This is a genomic window from Amycolatopsis coloradensis (assembly GCF_037997115.1).
GTDB classification, from domain to species: Bacteria; Actinomycetota; Actinomycetes; order Mycobacteriales; family Pseudonocardiaceae; genus Amycolatopsis; species Amycolatopsis coloradensis_A.
The window spans coordinates 2,456,816-2,474,458 of sequence record NZ_CP150484.1 but is presented as its reverse complement, the minus strand read 5'-3'; the positions used below and the strand labels follow the sequence as shown (position 1 = coordinate 2,474,458).

The 17,643-nt window shown below is 69.7% G+C and carries 19 protein-coding genes; 12 read left to right on the top strand and 7 right to left on the bottom strand.

Annotated elements, in window-relative coordinates:
• Positions 1 to 62 precede the first annotated feature (62 nt).
• Both LCL61_RS11700 and LCL61_RS11695 read left to right on the top strand, forming a co-directional pair.
• Positions 63 to 1,307: an ROK family protein gene (locus LCL61_RS11700; protein ID WP_340688555.1), complete on the top strand. Its 1,245-nt coding sequence runs from the start codon at positions 63 to 65 to the stop codon at positions 1,305 to 1,307.
• Between the two features lie 155 nt (positions 1,308 to 1,462).
• Positions 1,463 to 2,689, top strand: coding sequence for a family 16 glycosylhydrolase (locus tag LCL61_RS11695; RefSeq protein ID WP_340686849.1), 1,227 nt, complete (start codon positions 1,463 to 1,465; stop codon positions 2,687 to 2,689).
• A 73-nt stretch (positions 2,690 to 2,762) separates the two neighbouring features.
• Here the strand turns inward: LCL61_RS11695 and LCL61_RS11690 are convergent, their stop codons facing one another.
• Positions 2,763 to 3,410: a GntR family transcriptional regulator gene (locus LCL61_RS11690; RefSeq protein WP_125674432.1), complete on the bottom strand. Its 648-nt coding sequence runs from the start codon at positions 3,408 to 3,410 to the stop codon at positions 2,763 to 2,765.
• Positions 3,411 to 3,592: 182 nt separating this feature from the next.
• On the opposite strand from LCL61_RS11690, the gene LCL61_RS11685 reads away from it, so the two are divergent.
• Genes LCL61_RS11685 through LCL61_RS11665 form a run of 5 tightly spaced genes read left to right on the top strand, consistent with a single transcriptional unit; the run spans position 3,593 to position 7,890 of the window.
• A complete protein-coding gene (locus LCL61_RS11685) occupies positions 3,593 to 4,837 on the top strand; it encodes an MFS transporter (protein WP_340686848.1) in 1,245 nt (414 codons plus the stop codon).
• A gap of 26 nt (positions 4,838 to 4,863) precedes the next feature.
• Positions 4,864 to 5,658, top strand: coding sequence for a putative hydro-lyase (locus tag LCL61_RS11680; protein ID WP_340686847.1), 795 nt, complete (start codon positions 4,864 to 4,866; stop codon positions 5,656 to 5,658).
• Entirely contained in the window at positions 5,658 to 6,431 is a 774-nt protein-coding gene (locus LCL61_RS11675) for a 5-oxoprolinase subunit PxpA (RefSeq protein ID WP_340686846.1), read from the top strand. The genes LCL61_RS11680 and LCL61_RS11675 overlap by 1 nt, the downstream gene beginning before the upstream one ends.
• Entirely contained in the window at positions 6,431 to 7,036 is a 606-nt protein-coding gene (locus LCL61_RS11670) for an allophanate hydrolase subunit 1 (protein ID WP_340686845.1), read from the top strand. Before LCL61_RS11675 ends, LCL61_RS11670 begins: the two co-directional genes overlap by 1 nt.
• On the top strand, positions 7,033 to 7,890 hold the full coding sequence (locus LCL61_RS11665) for a biotin-dependent carboxyltransferase family protein (protein WP_340686844.1): 858 nt from the start codon (positions 7,033 to 7,035) through the stop codon (positions 7,888 to 7,890). Before LCL61_RS11670 ends, LCL61_RS11665 begins: the two co-directional genes overlap by 4 nt.
• Positions 7,891 to 7,957: 67 nt before the next feature.
• On the opposite strand, the gene LCL61_RS11660 is transcribed toward LCL61_RS11665, so the two are convergent.
• The 6 genes from LCL61_RS11660 to LCL61_RS11635 all read right to left on the bottom strand — a co-directional run bounded on the left by LCL61_RS11660 (position 7,958) and on the right by LCL61_RS11635 (position 14,045).
• Complete coding sequence (locus LCL61_RS11660) at positions 7,958 to 8,872, bottom strand: DUF4349 domain-containing protein (RefSeq protein WP_340686843.1); 915 nt, start codon at positions 8,870 to 8,872, stop codon at positions 7,958 to 7,960.
• A 68-nt stretch (positions 8,873 to 8,940) separates the two neighbouring features.
• A complete protein-coding gene (locus tag LCL61_RS11655; RefSeq protein WP_034310547.1) occupies positions 8,941 to 9,456 on the bottom strand; it encodes a YbjN domain-containing protein in 516 nt (171 codons plus the stop codon).
• Positions 9,453 to 10,757 carry a D-inositol-3-phosphate glycosyltransferase gene (mshA, locus tag LCL61_RS11650; protein WP_340686842.1) on the bottom strand — a complete coding sequence of 435 codons (1,305 nt, stop codon included), beginning with the start codon at positions 10,755 to 10,757 and terminating at the stop codon, positions 9,453 to 9,455. Before mshA ends, LCL61_RS11655 begins: the two co-directional genes overlap by 4 nt.
• A 21-nt stretch (positions 10,758 to 10,778) precedes the next feature.
• Positions 10,779 to 11,591 carry an alpha/beta hydrolase gene (locus LCL61_RS11645; protein ID WP_340686841.1) on the bottom strand — a complete coding sequence of 271 codons (813 nt, stop codon included), beginning with the start codon at positions 11,589 to 11,591 and terminating at the stop codon, positions 10,779 to 10,781.
• 46 nt (positions 11,592 to 11,637) lie between these two features.
• A complete protein-coding gene (locus tag LCL61_RS11640; RefSeq protein WP_340686840.1) occupies positions 11,638 to 12,813 on the bottom strand; it encodes a L,D-transpeptidase in 1,176 nt (391 codons plus the stop codon).
• Between the two features lie 179 nt (positions 12,814 to 12,992).
• A complete protein-coding gene (locus tag LCL61_RS11635; RefSeq protein WP_340686839.1) occupies positions 12,993 to 14,045 on the bottom strand; it encodes a UDP-N-acetylmuramate dehydrogenase in 1,053 nt (350 codons plus the stop codon).
• A 26-nt stretch (positions 14,046 to 14,071) separates the two neighbouring features.
• On the opposite strand from LCL61_RS11635, the gene LCL61_RS11630 reads away from it, so the two are divergent.
• From LCL61_RS11630 to LCL61_RS11610, 5 genes are all read left to right on the top strand, one after another.
• Positions 14,072 to 14,569, top strand: a complete 498-nt coding sequence (locus LCL61_RS11630; protein ID WP_340686838.1) for a DUF2505 domain-containing protein — start codon at positions 14,072 to 14,074, stop codon at positions 14,567 to 14,569.
• Positions 14,551 to 15,348: a class I SAM-dependent methyltransferase gene (locus LCL61_RS11625; RefSeq protein ID WP_340686837.1), complete on the top strand. Its 798-nt coding sequence runs from the start codon at positions 14,551 to 14,553 to the stop codon at positions 15,346 to 15,348. The genes LCL61_RS11630 and LCL61_RS11625 overlap by 19 nt, the downstream gene beginning before the upstream one ends.
• Positions 15,349 to 15,411: 63 nt before the next feature.
• Entirely contained in the window at positions 15,412 to 16,071 is a 660-nt protein-coding gene (locus LCL61_RS11620) for a DedA family protein (RefSeq protein ID WP_340686836.1), read from the top strand.
• Positions 16,049 to 16,933, top strand: a complete 885-nt coding sequence (gene purU / locus LCL61_RS11615; protein ID WP_340686835.1) for a formyltetrahydrofolate deformylase — start codon at positions 16,049 to 16,051, stop codon at positions 16,931 to 16,933. The genes LCL61_RS11620 and purU overlap by 23 nt, the downstream gene beginning before the upstream one ends.
• Before the next feature lie 15 nt (positions 16,934 to 16,948).
• Complete coding sequence (locus LCL61_RS11610; RefSeq protein ID WP_219146274.1) at positions 16,949 to 17,578, top strand: pyridoxamine 5'-phosphate oxidase family protein; 630 nt, start codon at positions 16,949 to 16,951, stop codon at positions 17,576 to 17,578.
• Positions 17,579 to 17,643 lie beyond the last annotated feature (65 nt).

Genomic DNA, 17,643 nt, shown 5'->3' with positions numbered 1-17,643 from the left:
CCAGTTGATACATGGCGGAGGATAAGGTCGTGGGGCATCCTGGAAAGGTCCGCCGCCACAAGATGGGTATCCGCATGCCTGCCAAGCGCACCACCGTCCGTGACCTGCGGCGGCACAACCGTTCCCTCCTGTTGTCGAAACTCTACTTCGACGGCCCGCTCAGCCGCCACGAATTGAGCGGTCTGACCGGGTTGAGCGCCGCGACCGTCAGCAACGTGACCGCCGAACTCGGCGAAGAACGGCTCATCACCGAGGCCGGGCTGGTCGAGTCCGACGGCGGCAGGCCGCGCGTCCTGCTCCGCGTCGACCCGGCGTACGGACATGTCGCGGGCGTCGACATCGGCGAGACCGGCGTGAAGGTCGAACTGTTCGACCTCACCATGAACCGGCTAGCCAGCGTCGAGCATCCCCTCGCCTCGCCCCGGCCGGACGCGGCCGCGGCGGTCACCCAGGTGGCGTCCGGGCTCCGGGAGGTGATCACGGAATCGGGGGTCGACGAAGCGACCGTGCTCGGTGTCGGAGTCGGCGTCCCGGGCACCGTCGAGCAGGGCGAGGCGTTGCGCGTGCACGCGCCCACCATCGGCTGGAAGGAGGTCCCGCTCACCGACCTCCTGCGCGCGGAGGGCGTCGAGCTGCCGCTGTTCGTGGACAACGGCGCGAAAACCCAGGGACAGGGCGAAATGTGGTTCGGCGCCGGCCGCGGCGCGCGACACGCGGTGATCGCCCTGATCGGGTCCGGCGTCGGCGCGGCCGTGGTCACCGACGGCACCACCTACCGGGGCTCCACCAGCAGCGCGGGCGAATGGGGCCACACGACGATCGTCTACGGCGGGCAGGAATGCCGCTGCGGATCGCGCGGCTGCCTGGAGTCCTACGTCGGCGCGGAGGGCGTCCTCGCCCGCTATCGCAAGGCGCGCGGCGGAAAGGCGTCGGACGAGGACGAGCAGACGCAGTTCGCCGCCCTGCTGGAGTCGGCGGGCAGGTCCAAGGTCGCGGCCAAGGTACTGGAAGAGACCGCGGGCTATCTCGGCGCCGGGATCGGCGACCTGATCAACCTGTTCAACCCGGAGCGGATCGTGCTGGGCGGCTGGGCGGGGCTGGCGCTCGGCGAGCGGTACCTGCCCGAGATCCGGCGCGTGGCGGGCGAGCACGCGCTGGCGCACGTGTTCGACCAGACCGAGATCGAGCTCGGGCAACTCGGCCCGGACGCCGTCGCCATAGGAGCCGCCACCCTCCCGGTCGCCGCCCTCCTGGAGCAGGGCGCGGACCCGCGCACGGCCGGGTCGAAGCGCGGCACGGCCGCCTGACCTTAATTCGAGGTCGAAAAATACGTCTTGTCGCAGTGGTAGGGACCATGCATACTTTGTTGTCAGGCACAACAAAGTAGGTTCTGCCAGCGCTTTCCGTTCTCTCGCGCGCTCCCTGCCGCGCGGGGTCCCCAACGGTCAGAGAGGCGACAACGATGTCCATCTCAGCTCGGTTCCGCTGGGCGGCGCTCCTCGCCGCCGGTGTCCTGCTCGGTTCACTCCCGGCCACAGCCCAGGCTCCGGCCGCCGAGGCCGCGGTCATGGCCGCGACCTTCACCGACGACTTCAACGGCCCCGCCGGCGCGGGTATCGACACCTCGAAGTGGCATTTCGAGACCGGTGACAACGTCAACAACCACGAGCGGCAGTGGTACACGTCCGGGACGAACAACGCCGCGCTCGACGGCCAGGGCAATCTCGTCATCACCGCGAAAAAGGAGAATCCGGGCAACTACAACTGCTGGTACGGGCGCTGCGAGTACACCTCGGCGCGGCTGTCCACGCAGGGCCAGTTCACCCAGACCTACGGCCGGTTCGAAGCGCGGATGAAACTGCCGCGCGGGCAGGGGATGTGGCCCGCGTTCTGGATGCTCGGCGCCGACATCGGCAACGTCGGCTGGCCCAACAGCGGCGAGATCGACATCATGGAGAACGTCGGCTTCGAGCCGAACACGGTGCACGGCACCCTCCACGGCCCCGGTTACTCCGGCGCGGGCGGCATCGGCGCGGCCTACAACGGCCCGAACTTCTCCGACGACTTCCACACCTACGCCGTCGACTGGGCACCGAACCAGATCAAGTGGTACGTGGACGGGAACCTCTATCAGACCCGCACCCCCGCCGACCTCAACGGCAACCGCTGGGTCTTCGACCATCCCTTCTACCTGATCCTGAACCTCGCCGTCGGCGGCTACTGGCCTGGTGACCCGAACTCCAGCACGGTGTTCCCGCAGCGTCTCGTCGTCGACTACGTGCACGTCAATTCCAGCGACACGGCCGGGCGCACCGGCCGGATCACCGGTATCGGCGGGAAATGCGTCGACGTCGCGGGCGCGAACACCGCCAACGGAACCCCGATCCAGATCACCGACTGCAACGGGAACGCCGCGCAGAACTGGACCATCGGCGGCGACGGCACGATCCGCGCGCTCGGCAAGTGCATGGACGTCTCCGGCGGCGGGACCACGGACGGCACGGCCGTGCAACTGTGGGACTGCAACGGATCCGGCGCGCAGAAATGGGCGGTCAGCGGCGCGCGCGACATCGTGAACCCGCAGGCGAACAAGTGTCTCGACGCCACCGGGAACAGCTCCGCGAACGGGACGCGACTCCAGATCTGGACCTGCGGAGGCGGCGCGAACCAGAAGTGGGTCACCCCCTGACCCGATTTCGCGTTTCGTCCTCTGAACGCGGTGGTTCGCATCCCGAACCACCGCGTTCAGAGGACGGATTGCGTCAGGGGGAGCGTTCGGCGTAGGCCTCGACGAGCTGGTTTTCGGCGTCGGTGAGGTACTGCGCGAGGAGCTTTTCGGCGCCAAGGCCGTCGCCTGCCTCGATGCGCTCGAGGATCTCCGCGTTGCGCTTGAGATACGGCTCATGGAAGCGCCGCGGGTCGGCCATCATGTGGAACACCAGCCGCAGCTCGGCGAGGATGCCGCGCATCAGCTCGTCGATCCGTTCGCTGCCGCTCAGCTCGGCGATCGCCGAATGGAACCGGATGTTCGCGGTGCCGAGGTCCTGCCAGCGCTCACTCCGCTCGGCGACCCTGCCGTCCTCGACCAGGCGCGCGAGCTTCCCGAACGTCGGTGGCTTCTCCGTCACCGCCCGCACCGCGGAACACTCGACGACCTTGCGGACCTTGTAGAGGTCGACGACGTCCTCGACCGGCAGCACCCGCACGAAGACACCGCGGTTGAGCTCGTGGGTCAGCAGGCGTTCGTGCGTGAGCAGCCGGAACGCCTCGCGCAGTGTGTTGCGGGAGACGCCGAGCGCCGAGCCGATGTCCTGCTCCGACAGCCGGACGCCGGGCAGGAAGAAGCCTTCCGCGATACGCGTCCGGAGGACGCCCGCGACCCTTTCGGCCGTGCTGGTGCGGCTGATCATGCCGCGATCCGCCTCGAGTCCTTCCACCGAGGCAGGACCACTCTCCGCGATCGTCACGTGACCGATTCTACCTGGCCACAAGAGGCTCGGCCAAGAATCCTCTTGTGGAATTGTTGAACAATACCTAAAGTGGCTAGCCATGTGACCCGTGCCACCCTGAGATTCACCCTCTGGAGGTGCCGATGAACGCGACAGCCACTACCGAAGACACACGCCCCTTCGCCTGGTTCCGCACGCTCGGTTCGCGAGGCCGCCGGGCCTTCGTCGGCGCGTTCGGCGGATACGGGCTCGATTCGTTCGACTACCAGACCCTGCCGCTGGGCCTGGCCGCGATCACCGCCTACTACGGCCTCTCGGGCGGTGAGGCGGGCCTGCTCGGCACCACGACGCTGGTGGTTTCGGCGATCGGCGGGATCGGCGCGGGCATCCTGGCCGACCGCATCGGCCGGGTCCGCACTCTCCAGATCACCATCGCGATGTACACCATCTTCACCGTGCTCTGCGGGTTCGCGCCGAACTTCGAGACACTGCTGGTGTTCCGCGCCCTGCAAGGCCTGGGCTTCGGTGGCGAATGGGCCGCCGGCGCCGCACTGGTGGCGGAGTACTCGCAGGCGAAGTACCGCGGCCGCACGGTCGCCTTCGTGCAAAGCGCGTGGGCCGTCGGCTGGGCGCTCTCGGTCGTCGTCTACACCGTCGTCTTCAGCCTCTTCAGCCCGGACATCGCCTGGCGCGTGATGTTCTGGACCGGCGTCATCCCCGCGCTGCTGGTGCTGTGGGTCCGCCGCAACGTCCAGGACGCGCCCGTCGCCGAAGCGGCCCGCGCCACGAAGAGGGAACGCGGTTCGCTGGCGGGCATCTTCAAGCCGGACCTGCTGCGCACGACGTTCTTCGCCGCGCTTCTCGCCACCGGTGTCCAGGGCGGCTACTACACGCTGGCGACCTGGCTGCCGAGCTACCTCAAGACCACCCGCGGCCTCACCGTCATCGGGACCGGCGGCTATCTCGCGTTCCTGATCTCCGGTGCCTTCATCGGGTACGTCACCGGTGGCTATCTGACGGATCTCTTGGGCCGCAAGAAGACCTTCCTGCTGTTCTCGGTGCTGTCGGCGGGTCTCATCGTCGCCTACACGCAGATCCCGGCGGGCGCGAACACGCTCGTGCTGTTCCTCGGTTTCCCGCTCGGGTTCTCGATGTCCGCGATCTTCAGCGGATTCGGCGCGTTCCTCGCCGAGCTGTACCCGTCGGCGCTGCGCGGGACCGGGCAGGGCTTCACCTACAACCTCGGCCGGGCCATCGGCGCCACGTTCCCCGCCGTGGTCGGCTTCCTCGGCGCGGGCGGCGCGATGGTGTTCGGCGCGGTCGGCTACGGCATCGCCGTGCTGGCGCTGCTCGGCCTGCCCGAGACTCGCGGCCGCGAACTTCTGTGACCACAATCGGAAGAGGAGGCACCGCGATGACCACCTTCGACGAACCGGCGATGTTGTCCCCCGGCGAGGCCCGCGCCCTGTTCCGCGCGGGCACGGCCCGCCCGACCACCGGCTGGGCGAACGGGTTCACCCAGACCAACCTGATCGCCGTCCCCGAGGACTGGGCCTACGACGTCCTGCTGTTCTGCCAGCGGAACCCGCAGCCCTGTCCGGTACTCGACGTCAGCGACCCCGGCGACCCGTCGACCCGGCTGGCGCCCGGCGCGGATCTGCGGACCGACCTGCCGCGGTACCGCGTCTGGCAGAACGGCGCGCTGTCCGGCGAGCTCACCGACGCGAGCGGGCTGTGGCGCAGCGACATGGTCGCGTTCTCGATCGGGTGCAGTTTCACCTTCGAATCGGCGCTGGCCGCGGAGGGCATCCCGTTGCGGCACATCGACCAGGGCCGCAACGTGGCGATGTACGTGACGAACCGCGAGTGCGTCCCGGCCGGGCGCCTGCACGGGCCGATGGTGGTCTCGATGCGGCAGATCCCCGGAGACCGTGTGGACGACGCCGTGCGCATCACCCGCGGGATGCCCGCCGTGCACGGTGCGCCGGTGCACATCGGCGACCCGGCCGCGCTCGGCATCGCCGATCTCGGCAAGCCCGACTTCGGCGACCCGGTCGACGCGGAACCCGGTGACGTGCCGGTGTTCTGGGCGTGCGGTGTGACCCCGCAGGCGGCGCTGATGGCCTCGCGGCCGCCGTTCGCGATCACGCACGCGCCGGGCCACATGTTCGTGACCGACAAGCTCGACAGTGAGTTCAGGGTGGCCTGATGGATCTCAGCCGTATCGACCTCAACAGCGACCTGGGCGAGGGTTTCGGCGCCTGGAAGATGGGCGACGACGACGCCATGCTCGACATCGTCACCAGCGCGAACGTCGCCTGCGGCTTCCACGGCGGCGACCCGTCGGTGATGCGGCGCGTCTGCGAGCGCGCGGCGGAGCGCGGTGTCGTCGTCGGCGCCCACGTCGCCTACCGCGATCTCGCCGGATTCGGGCGGCGGGCGATGGACGTCGCCCCCGCCGACCTCACCGACGACGTGCTCTACCAGATCGGCGCGCTCGACGCGTTCGCCCGCGCGGCGGGCTCGCGAGTGCGGTACGTCAAACCGCACGGGGCGTTGTACAACACGGCCGCGGTGGATCCGGAGCAGGCGGCCGCGGTGGTCGAAGGGATCCGGCGGTTCCACCCCGGGCTCGCGCTGCTGTGCCCACCGGGATCGGAAATGGCCAAGCAGGCCGAAAAGGCCGGGCTCCCCGCGTACGCCGAGGCGTTCGCGGACCGCGCGTACACGCCCGAAGGCCTTCTGGTCTCCCGGAAACTGCCCGGCGCCGTCCTCCATGACGCCGAGGCGGTGGCCGAACGCGCGGTCGGGATGGCGACCACGGGCAAGGTCGTCGCCGCCGACGGGACCGAGCTGGCTCTTCAGCCGCATTCGCTGTGCGTACACGGCGACACGCCCGGCGCCGTCGAACTGGCGCGGCGGATCCGCGCGGGGCTCGACGCCTCCGGTGTCCACATCGGACCCTTCATCGAGGCCGCCTGATGCGAGTGCTGCCCTATGGGGCGCGTGCGGCCATGGTCGACTTCGACGATCCGTCGGAGGTGCTCGGGCTGCACGCGTCTCTGGAGCAGGACCCGCCGGACGGCGTCGTCGAGCTGGTCCCCGCCGCGCGGACCCTGCTCATCCGGTTCGACCCCGGCCGGACCCATCACGACCGGCTCGCCGGCGACGTCCTCGATCGGTCCACAGTGGACGTCGAACCGCGCGAGGCCGCCGAGATCGTCGTGCCGGTGCGCTACGACGGCCCGGACCTCGCCGACGTCGCGGCCGCCGCCGGCATGTCGGCGGAAGCGGTGGTCCGGCGGCACGAGGACGGGACGTACGTCTCGGCGTTCTGCGGCTTCGCTCCCGGATTCGCCTACCTGACCGGGCTCGACCCGGCGCTGCACCTGCCGCGCCGGACGAGCCCGCGGACGCGCGTCCCCGCCGGGTCGGTCGCGATCGCGGGCGAGTACACGGCGGTGTACCCGAACGCCTCCCCCGGCGGCTGGCAGCTGATCGGGCGGACCACGCTGCCGGTGTGGGACGTCGAGCGGGAGCCGCCGAACCTGCTGGCGCCCGGAACCAGGATCCGGTTCACTTCATGACCGCGAAGATCGAAGTGGTCCGGCCCGGGGTTTTCGCCACCGTGCAGGATCTCGGGCGGCCCGGCCTGGCCGCGATCGGCGTCGGCCGGTCCGGCGCCGCCGACCGCGGTTCGCTGCGGCTGGCGAACCGGCTGGTCGGCAACCCCGAGAGCCACGCGGCCCTGGAGTGCGTTCTGGGCGGTCTCGTCCTGCGGTTCCCGGCTCCGGCGACCATCGCCGTCACCGGCGCGCCCTGCTCGATCACCGTCGGCGGACGGGCTTTCGGCTCGGACTCGCCGATCCCGGTCGGCCCCGGCGACGAACTCGTGCTCGGCATGGCTTCTCACGGTTTGCGTTGCTATGTCGCGGTGCGTGGCGGCATCGACGTCCCTCCCGTGCTGGGCGCGCGGGCGACCGACACCCTGGGCGGACTCGGCCCGCCCGTGCTTTCGTCGGGGATGACCTTGCCGGTGGGCCAGGAGGTACAGGCCCATCCCGGGGTGGATCTCGCCCCTCGCGCTCCCTTGCCCGACGTCCCGGTTCTGCGGGTCGGCGCCGGTCCTCGGGTTTCCTGGTTCACCCCCGCCGCACTGTCCACTTTGGTCTCTTCCGGTTACGTCGCCACGTCCGACGTCGATCGGGTGGGCGTACGACTCGGGGGTCCCGCGCTGTCGCGGGCGCGAAGTGGCGAGCTGCCGCCCGAGGCGGCTGTGCCGGGCGCGTTGCAGGTCCCTCCTTCGGGGCAGCCGATCCTGTTCCTGGCCGACCATCCGGTGACCGGGGGCTACCCGGTGATCGCGGTGGTGGAGGAAGCGGATCTGGATCTGGCCGCGCAGGTACGGCCGGGGCAGCGGGTGCGGTTCCGGCTCTCGTGAGTGGTAAGGACGGTTCTAACCGTCCTTGCCACTCACGAGCCCAACGGCCACCGGCGCCCTGATCGGCTCAGTCCAGCGGAGGCGCGGACGGCAGATCCGAGGCGGTCGCCATCGCGGGCTCCGCCGGACGGCGCCGCTTGCGCAGCCACCACACCAGCGCGGCCGCGGGGACACCGAAGACCAGCAGGAACGGCGCCATCGCGCCGAGCACGGTCAGCAGGCCGCCGCCGAAGGTCAGGAACGCGTCCCAGCCGTCGGCCAGCCCGCCGAGGAACCCGCTGCGGGATTCCTCCGCCGCCGCGACGGTCTCCGCCTTCACCTGCAGGGAGATCGTCGACATGGCGACACTTCCGGCCAGGCTCTCGCGCCGCTTCTGGAGCGACTCGAGCTCGGCCTCGCGGCTGGTGAGCTCACTCTCGACCGAGGCGATCTCCGAGACCGACGTCGCCCTCGCGAGCAGCGCGCGGATGCGCTCGACGCTCGCCCGTTGGGTGGCCAGCCGCGAATCGACGTCGACCATCTGCTCGGTCACGTCCGTCGCGGTGACTTCCCGTTTGACCTGCTTCCCGAGCTTCCCCAACTGGTCCAGCACGCCGTCGAGGCGCTCGGAGGGCACGACGACGTTGACCGACGCCCGCTTCTCCTGGGTGCTCTCCTGCCCCGTGTAGCCGGCGGCGCCCTGGGTGATGACGCGCACCTGCGAGATCACGTCGGCGACGTTCGGCGCGGTGAGCTCCAGGCTCGCCGTGCGCACCAGCTTGCGGTCGGTGATCCCCGGCTGCCCCGCCGGCGCCGGGGCCTTGCCCGAACCCGCCTTGCTGTCGGTGGCCTCCTTGTTCGCCGGCCCTTGGTTCGGTGCCGCCTGCTTGGTGTCGGCCGACATCGGCATCGCGGCGGATTCACCGCCGGAATCATTCGCCGAGCAGCCCGCCAATGCCAGCACGATGCCGGCGGCGGCGACCCATCTCACTCGCTTGCGCATCAAGACCGTCTCCCTCCAGTGTCGCGGAAAGAGACGGAGCCGGGCTCAGGCCCGTTGCACCGTTCGGGTCACGAGTCGGTCAAGGCCCCGGGTTCGTGTCCGTTCGAAGGCTCGACGAGATGTTTGAACGCCTGCAGGTTCGCCAGCGATTCGCCGCGGGAAACGCGCCAATCCCACTCGCGTTTGATCGATTCCGCGAATCCGAGCTCCAGCAACGTGTTGAAATCGCCGTCGGCGGCTTCCAGCACCTGCCCGAGGATCTTGTCCAACTCGGACTCGGTGACCGTGTCCAGGCCGAACCGGCCGACCAGGTAGATGTCGCCCATCGCGTCCACGGTGTAGTGCACGCCGTACAGCTTCGCGTTGCGGCGCAACAGAAACCGGTAAACGTCCTCATGGGACTCATCGGGACGGCGGCAGACGAAGGCTTCGACGGCGAAGGCGTGATCCCCGGCGACCAGCCAGCAGTTGGTCTGCAACTTCTTGGTACCGGGCAACGTGACGAAGTACTTTCCCTCGCCACGCCTTTCGTATTCCAGGCCCGCATTGTCCAAAGAGGACCGCAAGGTCTCGTCGAGCGTCAAACCGCCACCTCCGCGCGCTGTTCGAGGGCACGCCGGAACGCGCCGGTCGCCTGAGCGTACGTGTCCAGCAGCCGGTCCGTCGTACGGCGCCAGGAGAAGCGCCGCGCGTGGACGACGGCGTTGGCCGAAAGTTCGGCACGCCAGCCCGGCCGCAGCGCGACGTTCGCGAGCGCACCGGCCCAGTCCTTCGCGTCGTGCGAAGGCACGAGCAGCCCGGAGACCCCGTGCGGGACCGCGACCGGCAGCCCGCCGACCTCGGCCGCGATCACCGGCGTCCCGCAGGCCTGCGCCTCGAGCGCGACCAGCCCGAACGACTCGTTGTAGCTCGGCACCGCGACGATGTCGGCCGCGCGGTACACGTTGACCAGCGACTGGCCGGGCTGCGGCGGCATGAACCGGGTCTGCTCCTCGATCCCGAGGGAGACGGCCAGTTCGCGCAGGGCCTGCGGCTGCTCCAGCCCGGTCCCGGACGGCCCACCGACGATCAGCACCACCAGCCGCGACGCCAGCTCCGGCCGCTCGCGCAGCATTTCGGCCGCGGCGAGCAGGAGGACGTCCGGCGCCTTCAACGGCTGGATGCGGCCGGCGAAGGCCAGCACGATCGCGTCCTCCGGCAGGCCCAGGGCCCTGCGCGCGGCGGGCCGGGAACCGGGGGTGAATCGGTCGAGGTCGACGCCCGGCGGGATGGCGTGCACGGCGTGCGGGTCGGCGTCGTACAGCTCGATCAGCTCGCGGGCCTCGACGCGGGTGTTCGCGACCAGGCAGTCCGCCTCCTCGACGACCTGCTCCTCGCCGATCACGCGGGTACGCGGCTCCGGGGTGTCGCCCTCGGCGAGCGCGGCGTTCTTGACCTTGGCCAGGGTGTGCGCGGTGTGCACCAGCGGCACGCCCCAGCGGTCGCGAGCGAGCCAGCCCGCCTGACCGGAAAGCCAGTAGTGCGAATGGATGAGGTCGTAGTAGCCCGGCTCGTGGAACGCCTCGGCCCGCAGCACCCCGGCGGTGAACGCGCACAGCTGCGCGGGCAGCTCGTCGCGTCCCAGCGGCTCGAACGGCCCGGCCGGGATGTGCCGGACCACCACGCCGGGCGCCAGCTCGGCGATCGGGGGCTGATCCGAGGACGTCGCCCGCGTGAACACCTCGACCTCGACGCCGCGGCGGGCCATCTCGGTGGCCGTCTGGCTCACGTAGACGTTCATGCCGCCGGCGTCGCCGGTACCCGGCTGCTCCAGCGGAGAGGTGTGCAACGACAGCACCGCGACGCGCCTGGGCGCGGCGTCGAACCCGTGCAGAGGGATCGTCACCTGGTCAACACTCCCGAAGTCCTACTGATCGGCGAACCGGCGCAGTAGATCACCGAACTCGTCCGCCGCTTCGGCGAACGGCAGATGCCCCACCTCAGGTAGCCAACGCACGACAGCCCCCTGAATCTTCCCCGCCGCGTATTCCGCCGACGTCGGATCGATCACAGCGTCCGCGAGACCATGGACGATAAGTGCCGGTTTGTCCAGCTCACGAAGGACGTCCTCGCTCCCGATGTCGCGCCGGAACAGCGCGGAACGCACCGCGGGCGGAGTGGAAAGGCACGCGCCGAGCAAGGACTGGGTGAGCGTGCCGGACACCGGGGCGGCGGTCATCCGCTCGCTGAACTGCACCAACGCGGGAATCGCGACCGCCGGATCGTCCGCCAGCACCGCCGGGATGGCCTCGCGCATGGCGGGCCCGACCTTGCCGCCGGGCCGGTTCTTGCCGATTTCTGTGATGGCGCCCACAAAGACGACGCCGCCGAGCCTCGACGAGCCGTGCACGCGGAGGTAGTCGGCGATCACGAGCCCGCCGTAGGACCAGCCGACGACGATCGCGTCTTCACCGGCGAAGTCGAGGACCGAGGCGAGATCTTCGGCCCAGACCCGCGGATCGTCGTAGCCGGCGGAGGGCACCTCGGAATCGCCGTGCCCGCGCAGATCCATCGCGACCAGGCGAAACCGCTCGCTGAGCGTGGGATCCGCCAGCTGCGGCGCCCAGGCCTTGGCGGACTGGGCCCAGCCGTGCACGAACACGATCGGACGGGTGTTCTCGGCGCCCTCGACCCACAACCCGATGCGTGTCCCGCCGTAGCCGACTACCTCGGTCTTCATGCGTCGCACTTTATGAGGTCGGCCGGGGTGGCCACCCGCGCCCTCGCTACTTGATCGCCGAGAGGGCTTTCCACGACTTCCAGTCGTAGAACCAGTCCTTGACGTCCGATTTGGTCGGGCTGCCCAGTTTCGAACCGGTGATCTCGACCGGGTCGCCGATCATCGCCGTGTCGAAGTACTTCTTCGCGTCCGCGTCGAGCAGGTTCACGCAGCCGTGCGAGGTGTTGGCCTTGCCGATGTTCGCCGCGTTGTCCTGGTTCTCGTGGATGTACTCGCCGTTGTTCGAGATCCGGCAGGCCCACTTCTTGTTGACGTTGGTGTAGCCGTAGCGCGCGTTGTCGAACCGCGCCGTCGGCTCCTTCGTCATCACGATGAACGTGCCGTTCGGAGTGTTGCGCTGGACGTCGGAGTCGAGCCCGTTCGAGCACGGGTAGCTCGCCGATTCCGCGCCGCCCCGGTAGACCTTCATCACGTGGTCCGGGGTGTTGATCTTGACCACCTGGTTACGGCCGATCTTGAACTCGGTGGTCACGTCGGCCTTGCCGTACGCGCCGCCGCCGAGCGCGACACCGTAGAGCTTCGCCTCGACGTTGACCTTGATGTTGGCGGGCCAGTACTCCTTGGGCCGCCAGTCGACCTGCGTGTCCGACAGCCAGCCCCAGGAGCCCTCGACGTCCTTGTCGGTCTTCACCTTGAGTGCCTTTTCGGCGGCCGCCTTGTCCTTGACCGGGGACGCGAACTTCACGCTGATCGGCATCGCGACGCCGACCTCGGCGTCGTCGGTCGGGTTCAGCGTGGCGCGAACCTCCTTGGCGGGTTTGACCGTGCTGAACGAGCCCTTGAACTCGGCCGGCTTGTTGTCACTGCCGGTGGCCTTCGCGGCGTAGGTGTACGTCTTGCCGTAGCCGAGGACCTCCGTGCTGGTCCAGGTGAGCCCATCGGGGGAGAGTTCACCCTTGACGTCCTTGCCGCTGTCCCCCGTGACCTTGACCTCGGTGAGCTTGCCGTCGGCGACCTTCACCACGACCGGCGTCACCACGGAGGCGTCCTTGGCGTCGGCGGCGGGTTCGGCGGTGATCTTGGCGACCGGGGCGGCGTTCTGCTCTCCGCCGCCGCTGCCTTCCGGCTTGGCGTTGCCGCCTTCACCACTGGAGCAGGCAGCGGCCAGCATGGCAGCCCCCGCGGCGAGCGCGGCCTTGAACACCGTGCGCCGTTCGATCACTTGTACCTCCCATGAAGATCCCCGTCTCCCCGCGAGCCCCTACCCGCTCAGCGCTGGGAACCTCTCCGACGTTACCCGCGGCGACGGAAGTCACCCGCGCCCCTCAAGGGGATAGACGCACGGGGACGGCGTGGGGTTGTTCGCCACCCGCATTTAGTCCTCTGAATGCGGGCAGGGGTTCAGAGCGAGCAGTTGATGAGCAGGGGTTCAGGGTGCAGCGAAACGCCGAAGCGAGCCTCGACGCCGCCGCGCACTTCGCGCGCCAAAGCGAGAAGGTCCTCTGTCGAGGCCTTGCCCCGGTTCGTGAGCGCGAGCGTGTGCTTCGTCGACAGCGAGACCCGGCCGCCGGGCCCTTCGTGGCCCTTCGCGAACCCGGCCCGCTCGATCAGCCAAGCGGCGGACAGCTTCGTACCGCCGGGCGCCGGGTACTGCGGCACGCGGACGTCCTCGCCTACGACGTCCACGATCCCCGCCAGCACCTTCGCCAGCCGCGCCTCCCCGACGATCGGGTTGGTGAAGAACGAGCCCGCGCTCCACGTGTCGTGGTCGTCGGCGTCCAGGACCATGCCCTTGCCGCGACGCAGGCCGAGGACGGCTTCGCGTGCTTCGGCCGCCGGGACCCGGTCACCGATCTCGACACCCAGCGTGCGGGCGAGTTCGGCGTAGCGGATCGGAGCGGAGAGGCCGTCTTCGGTGACTTTGAAACGCACGGTGAGCACGACGCCCGCGTCGGTCCCCTTCAGGATCGACGTGCGGTAGCCGAAGCCGAGCTCGTCGGCGGTCAGCGTGCGGATCTCGCGGGTGGCACGGTCGTAGAGGTCGACCGAGACCAGGGACTCGGCCACCTCGCAGCCGTACGCGCCGACGTTCTGGATCGGCGTCGCGCCGACCGAACCGGGGATCCCGGACAGGCATTCGAGCCCGCCGACGCCGTCGGCCACCAGGCCCTCGACGAAACCGTCCCAGTTCTCCCCCGCCGCGACCTCGACGAGATCCCCGTCACGTGTCCAGCCGGTGTTGCCGACCTTCAGCACCGCGCCGTCGAAGCCGTCGTCGGCGACGACGAGGTTCGAACCGCCGCCGAGCAGCAGGACCGGCTCGCCCGCTTCGTCGGCCTCGCGGACCGCGTCGACCAGGGCCCGCACGGTCTTCGCCTCGGCATAACGCCGTGCCGGACCGCCGAGGCGCAACGTGGTGTGGTCGGCGAGGATGGGAGTTTCGGCAGTGCTCACGCCCGTGAACGGTACTGTCTGGCGCCATGGCCTCCCGTATCGAGCACCGATCGACGTTCTCCGCAGACCTCGCGACCACGTTCGACGCGGTCGCCGGCGAGGCGGCGCTGCGGGCGAGGCTGGAGGAGATCGGCGGCGACGACGCGGAGCTGCTGGAGTACGTCCCGGCCGGGGACGGCGTGCGCTACAAGCTGCGCCAGGGCATCAGCTCGGACAAGCTCCCGTCGGCCGTGCGGACGCTGCACCGGGGCGATCTGATCGTCGAGCGCGAGCAGACCTGGAAGACCGCCGGATCCGGCTACACCGGCATTGCGACGGCGTCGGTCTCGGGCGTGCCGGGCGAGATCACCGCGAAGACATCGCTGACCGGCGAAGGCGAGCAGGTGACGCTGGTCAACAGCGGCGAGGTCAAGGTGCGGATCCCGTTCGTCGGCGGGAAGCTGGAAGGCGTGATCGCCGAACAGGTCACCAAGCTGCTGGAACGCGAGGCCGAATTCGTCGCGAAGTGGCTGGCCGAGCGCTGAAACCGGTCGGGGCACCGACACGGGGCACGACCAACCCCAACCGGCTCCGCCGCGTCGACCGCTGGCTCGCGAGCGACCCTGGCGTGACCCGGCTGCTGCACCGCGCGGACGAACCGCTCGTGGTGGACCTCGGCTACGGCGCCTCACCGGTGACCACGGTCGAAATGGCGCGCCGGCTGCGCACGGTCCGGCGCGACGTCCGGGTGCTGGGCCTGGAGCTGGACGCCGAACGGGTCGCCGTCGCGCAAGCCGCCGTCGACCTGCCGTGGCTGGACTTCCGGCGCGGCGGCTTCGAACTCGCCGGGACGCGGCCGGTGCTGGTGCGCGCGTTCAACGTGCTGCGCCAGTACGACGAAGCCGAGGTCCCTGGCGCCTGGTCGCTGATGCTGGACGCGATGACGCCGGGCGGGCTGCTCGTCGAAGGCACCTGCGACGAGATCGGGCGGCTCAGCACGTGGGTCGCGGTCGGCTCCGGCGGACCACGCAGCCTGACCCTGTCCGTCCACCTCGCCAGCCTGGAACGTCCGTCCACAGTGGCCGAACGACTGCCCAAGATCCTCATCCACCGCAACGTTCCCGGTGAACGCGTCCACGAGCTATTGTCCATTTTGGACATATGCTGGGCGACGGCGGCGCCGCACCAGAACTTCGGCGTCCGCGCCCGCTGGGCGCACGCCGTCCACCTGCTCACCGCCCGGGGCTGGCCGGTGCTGAACCGGCCGTCGCGGTGGCGGCTCGGCGAACTCACCGTGCCGTGGTCGTCGGTCGCCCCGGACTAGGAATTCACCGGTCGAACCCCGCTCCGTCACCCCAAAGCGACCTGCGGTGATCACCATGGAACCGTGGAACTGCTGGAGTACGTCACCGAGCTGCTCGAGGGCACGCTCGGATCGCCCTGGCTGTGGGTGATCGTGTTCCTCGTGTCCGGGTTGGACGCGCTCCTGCCGTTCATGCCGAGCGAGACCACCGTCATCACCGTCGCCGTCCTGATCGGCACGGACTTCTCCCTGCTGGCGCTGCTCGCGCTGGTCGCCGCGCTCGGGGCCTGGCTGGGCGACTGTCTCGGCTACACCGTCGGCGCGGCCGCGGGTCCGCGAGCGCTCGCCCGCCTGCAGCGCGGCCCGGACGGGGTCCGGCGCTACGAATGGGCGAAGATCCAAGTGCGGCGCAACGCCGTCTTGCTGATCCTCGCCGCCCGCTATCTGCCCGGCGGACGGGTCGCGAGCGGGCTCGCCAACGGCAGCCTCGGCTACCCGCCGCGCAAGTTCGTCCCGCTCGACGCCCTCGGCGCGAGCATCTGGGCGGTCTACAGCGTCCTCATCGGTCTCGTCGGCGGAGCGGCCTTCGCGGACGAACCTGAGAAGGGCCTTCTGCTGTCCTTCGCGCTCGGCCTGCTGCTGGTCGCGGCGATCGAGGTCGGGCGGCGGGTCCGTGTCCGGATACTGACCCGGCGCCGCGCCGCGGCCGAGACCAGCGACAATGGAGTCCGTGTCGAACCCTGAACGTCGCTATGTGATCTCCTTCGGCTGCCCTGACCGCACCGGCATCATCGCCCGTATCTCGGGTTTCCTCGCCGAGCACGGCGGTTGGATCGTCGAAGCGGCGTACCACACGGACCCCGACACCGGCTGGTTCTTCACCCGCCAGGTCGTGCGCGCCGACTCGCTCCCGTTCGACGCCGCCGGACTGCGCACCCGATTCGCCGACGTCGCGAAGTCGCTTTCGGCCGAGTCGAACTGGCAGGTCAGCGACACCGGCGAGCGCCGCCGCGCCGTGATCCTCGTCTCCAAGGCCGGGCACTGCCTCTACGACCTCCTCGGCCGGGTCGCCTCCGGCGAACTGGACATCGACGTCGCCGCCGTCATCGGCAATCACGCTTCGCTGGGCGACATCACCCGCGCCCACGGCATCCCGTTCCACCACGTCCCGTTCCCCGCCGGTGACGCCGCGGCCAAGGCGTCCGCGTTCGCCGAAGTGCGCGAACTCGTCGACGAGCACGACCCGCACGCCGTCGTCCTCGCCCGGTTCATGCAGGTCCTGCCCCCGGAACTGTGCGAAGCGTGGGCCGGGCGGGCGCTCAACATCCACCACAGCTTCCTGCCGTCGTTCGTCGGCGCGCGGCCTTACCACCAGGCCCACGCGCGCGGGGTGAAGCTCATCGGCGCGACCTGCCACTACGTCACCGCCGACCTCGACGCGGGTCCGATCGTCGACCAGGACGTCATCCGCGTCGACCACGGCGATTCCGTCGAGGACATGGTCCGCAAGGGCCGCGACATCGAGAAGGTGACGCTGGCGCGCGGGCTGCGGTGGCACCTCGAAGGCCGCGTGCTGGTGCACGGGAACCGGACTGTCGTCTTCTAGTGGTTCACTGGCGTTATGGGGACCTCAGAGATCAAAGTGATCGAGACGCGCGAAGCGCTGCGTGAACACCTCGGCCACCCGGCCGAGCGCACCAAGGGGAAGATCATCCCCTTCCTCGACCAGCACGCGCGCACGCTGATCGAGCACTCGCCGTTCTACCTGCTGGCGACGGCGTCGTCCGACGGGACCTGTGACGTCTCCCCGCGGGGCGACCCGGCCGGTTCCGTGAAGGTGCTCGACGACAAGACGCTGGTACTGGCGGACCGGCCGGGCAACAAGCTGCTCGACAGCCAGACCAACATCCTCGAGAACCCGCACGCCGGACTGCTGTTCCTGATCCCGGGGATGAACGAGACGCTGCGGATCAACGGCCGCGCGAAACTGGTCGCGGACGCGCCGTTCTTCGACGACCTCGTGGTCAAGGGGAAGCGGCCCGCGCTGGCGATCATGGTCGAGGTCGAAGAGCTGTACATGCACTGCGCCAAGGCTTTCCTGCGGTCCTCGCTGTGGAAGCCGGAAACCTGGCCGGAGCGCTCCAGCCTGCCGACCGCCGGCCAGATCTTCCGTGACCAGATGAAGCTGGACATGTCGGCGGAGGCGCTGGACGCCGCGCTGACGGAAGGCGCTCTCACCACGCAGTACTGAGCCTCCGCGCGTGCAATGAAGGGGCCTTTCATCGCAAATTTTGCGATGAAAGGCCCCTTCATTGC

What these genes read in the sequence shown, in the direction of transcription:
- LCL61_RS11690 (WP_125674432.1), bottom strand. Translation starts at nt 3,410, where the DNA reads ATGATCAGCCGCACCAGCACGGCCGAAAGGGTCGCGGGCGTCCTCCGG.
- LCL61_RS11685 (WP_340686848.1), top strand. Translation starts at nt 3,593, where the DNA reads ATGAACGCGACAGCCACTACCGAAGACACACGCCCCTTCGCCTGGTTC.
- LCL61_RS11680 (WP_340686847.1), top strand. Translation starts at nt 4,864, where the DNA reads ATGACCACCTTCGACGAACCGGCGATGTTGTCCCCCGGCGAGGCCCGC.
- LCL61_RS11675 (WP_340686846.1), top strand. Translation starts at nt 5,658, where the DNA reads ATGGATCTCAGCCGTATCGACCTCAACAGCGACCTGGGCGAGGGTTTC.
- purU (WP_340686835.1), top strand. Translation starts at nt 16,049, where the DNA reads ATGGAGTCCGTGTCGAACCCTGAACGTCGCTATGTGATCTCCTTCGGC.
- LCL61_RS11670 (WP_340686845.1), top strand. Translation starts at nt 6,431, where the DNA reads ATGCGAGTGCTGCCCTATGGGGCGCGTGCGGCCATGGTCGACTTCGAC.
- LCL61_RS11700 (WP_340688555.1), top strand. Translation starts at nt 63, where the DNA reads ATGGGTATCCGCATGCCTGCCAAGCGCACCACCGTCCGTGACCTGCGG.
- LCL61_RS11660 (WP_340686843.1), bottom strand. Translation starts at nt 8,872, where the DNA reads ATGCGCAAGCGAGTGAGATGGGTCGCCGCCGCCGGCATCGTGCTGGCA.
- LCL61_RS11645 (WP_340686841.1), bottom strand. Translation starts at nt 11,591, where the DNA reads ATGAAGACCGAGGTAGTCGGCTACGGCGGGACACGCATCGGGTTGTGG.
- LCL61_RS11630 (WP_340686838.1), top strand. Translation starts at nt 14,072, where the DNA reads ATGGCCTCCCGTATCGAGCACCGATCGACGTTCTCCGCAGACCTCGCG.
- LCL61_RS11610 (WP_219146274.1), top strand. Translation starts at nt 16,949, where the DNA reads ATGGGGACCTCAGAGATCAAAGTGATCGAGACGCGCGAAGCGCTGCGT.
- LCL61_RS11665 (WP_340686844.1), top strand. Translation starts at nt 7,033, where the DNA reads ATGACCGCGAAGATCGAAGTGGTCCGGCCCGGGGTTTTCGCCACCGTG.
- LCL61_RS11695 (WP_340686849.1), top strand. Translation starts at nt 1,463, where the DNA reads ATGTCCATCTCAGCTCGGTTCCGCTGGGCGGCGCTCCTCGCCGCCGGT.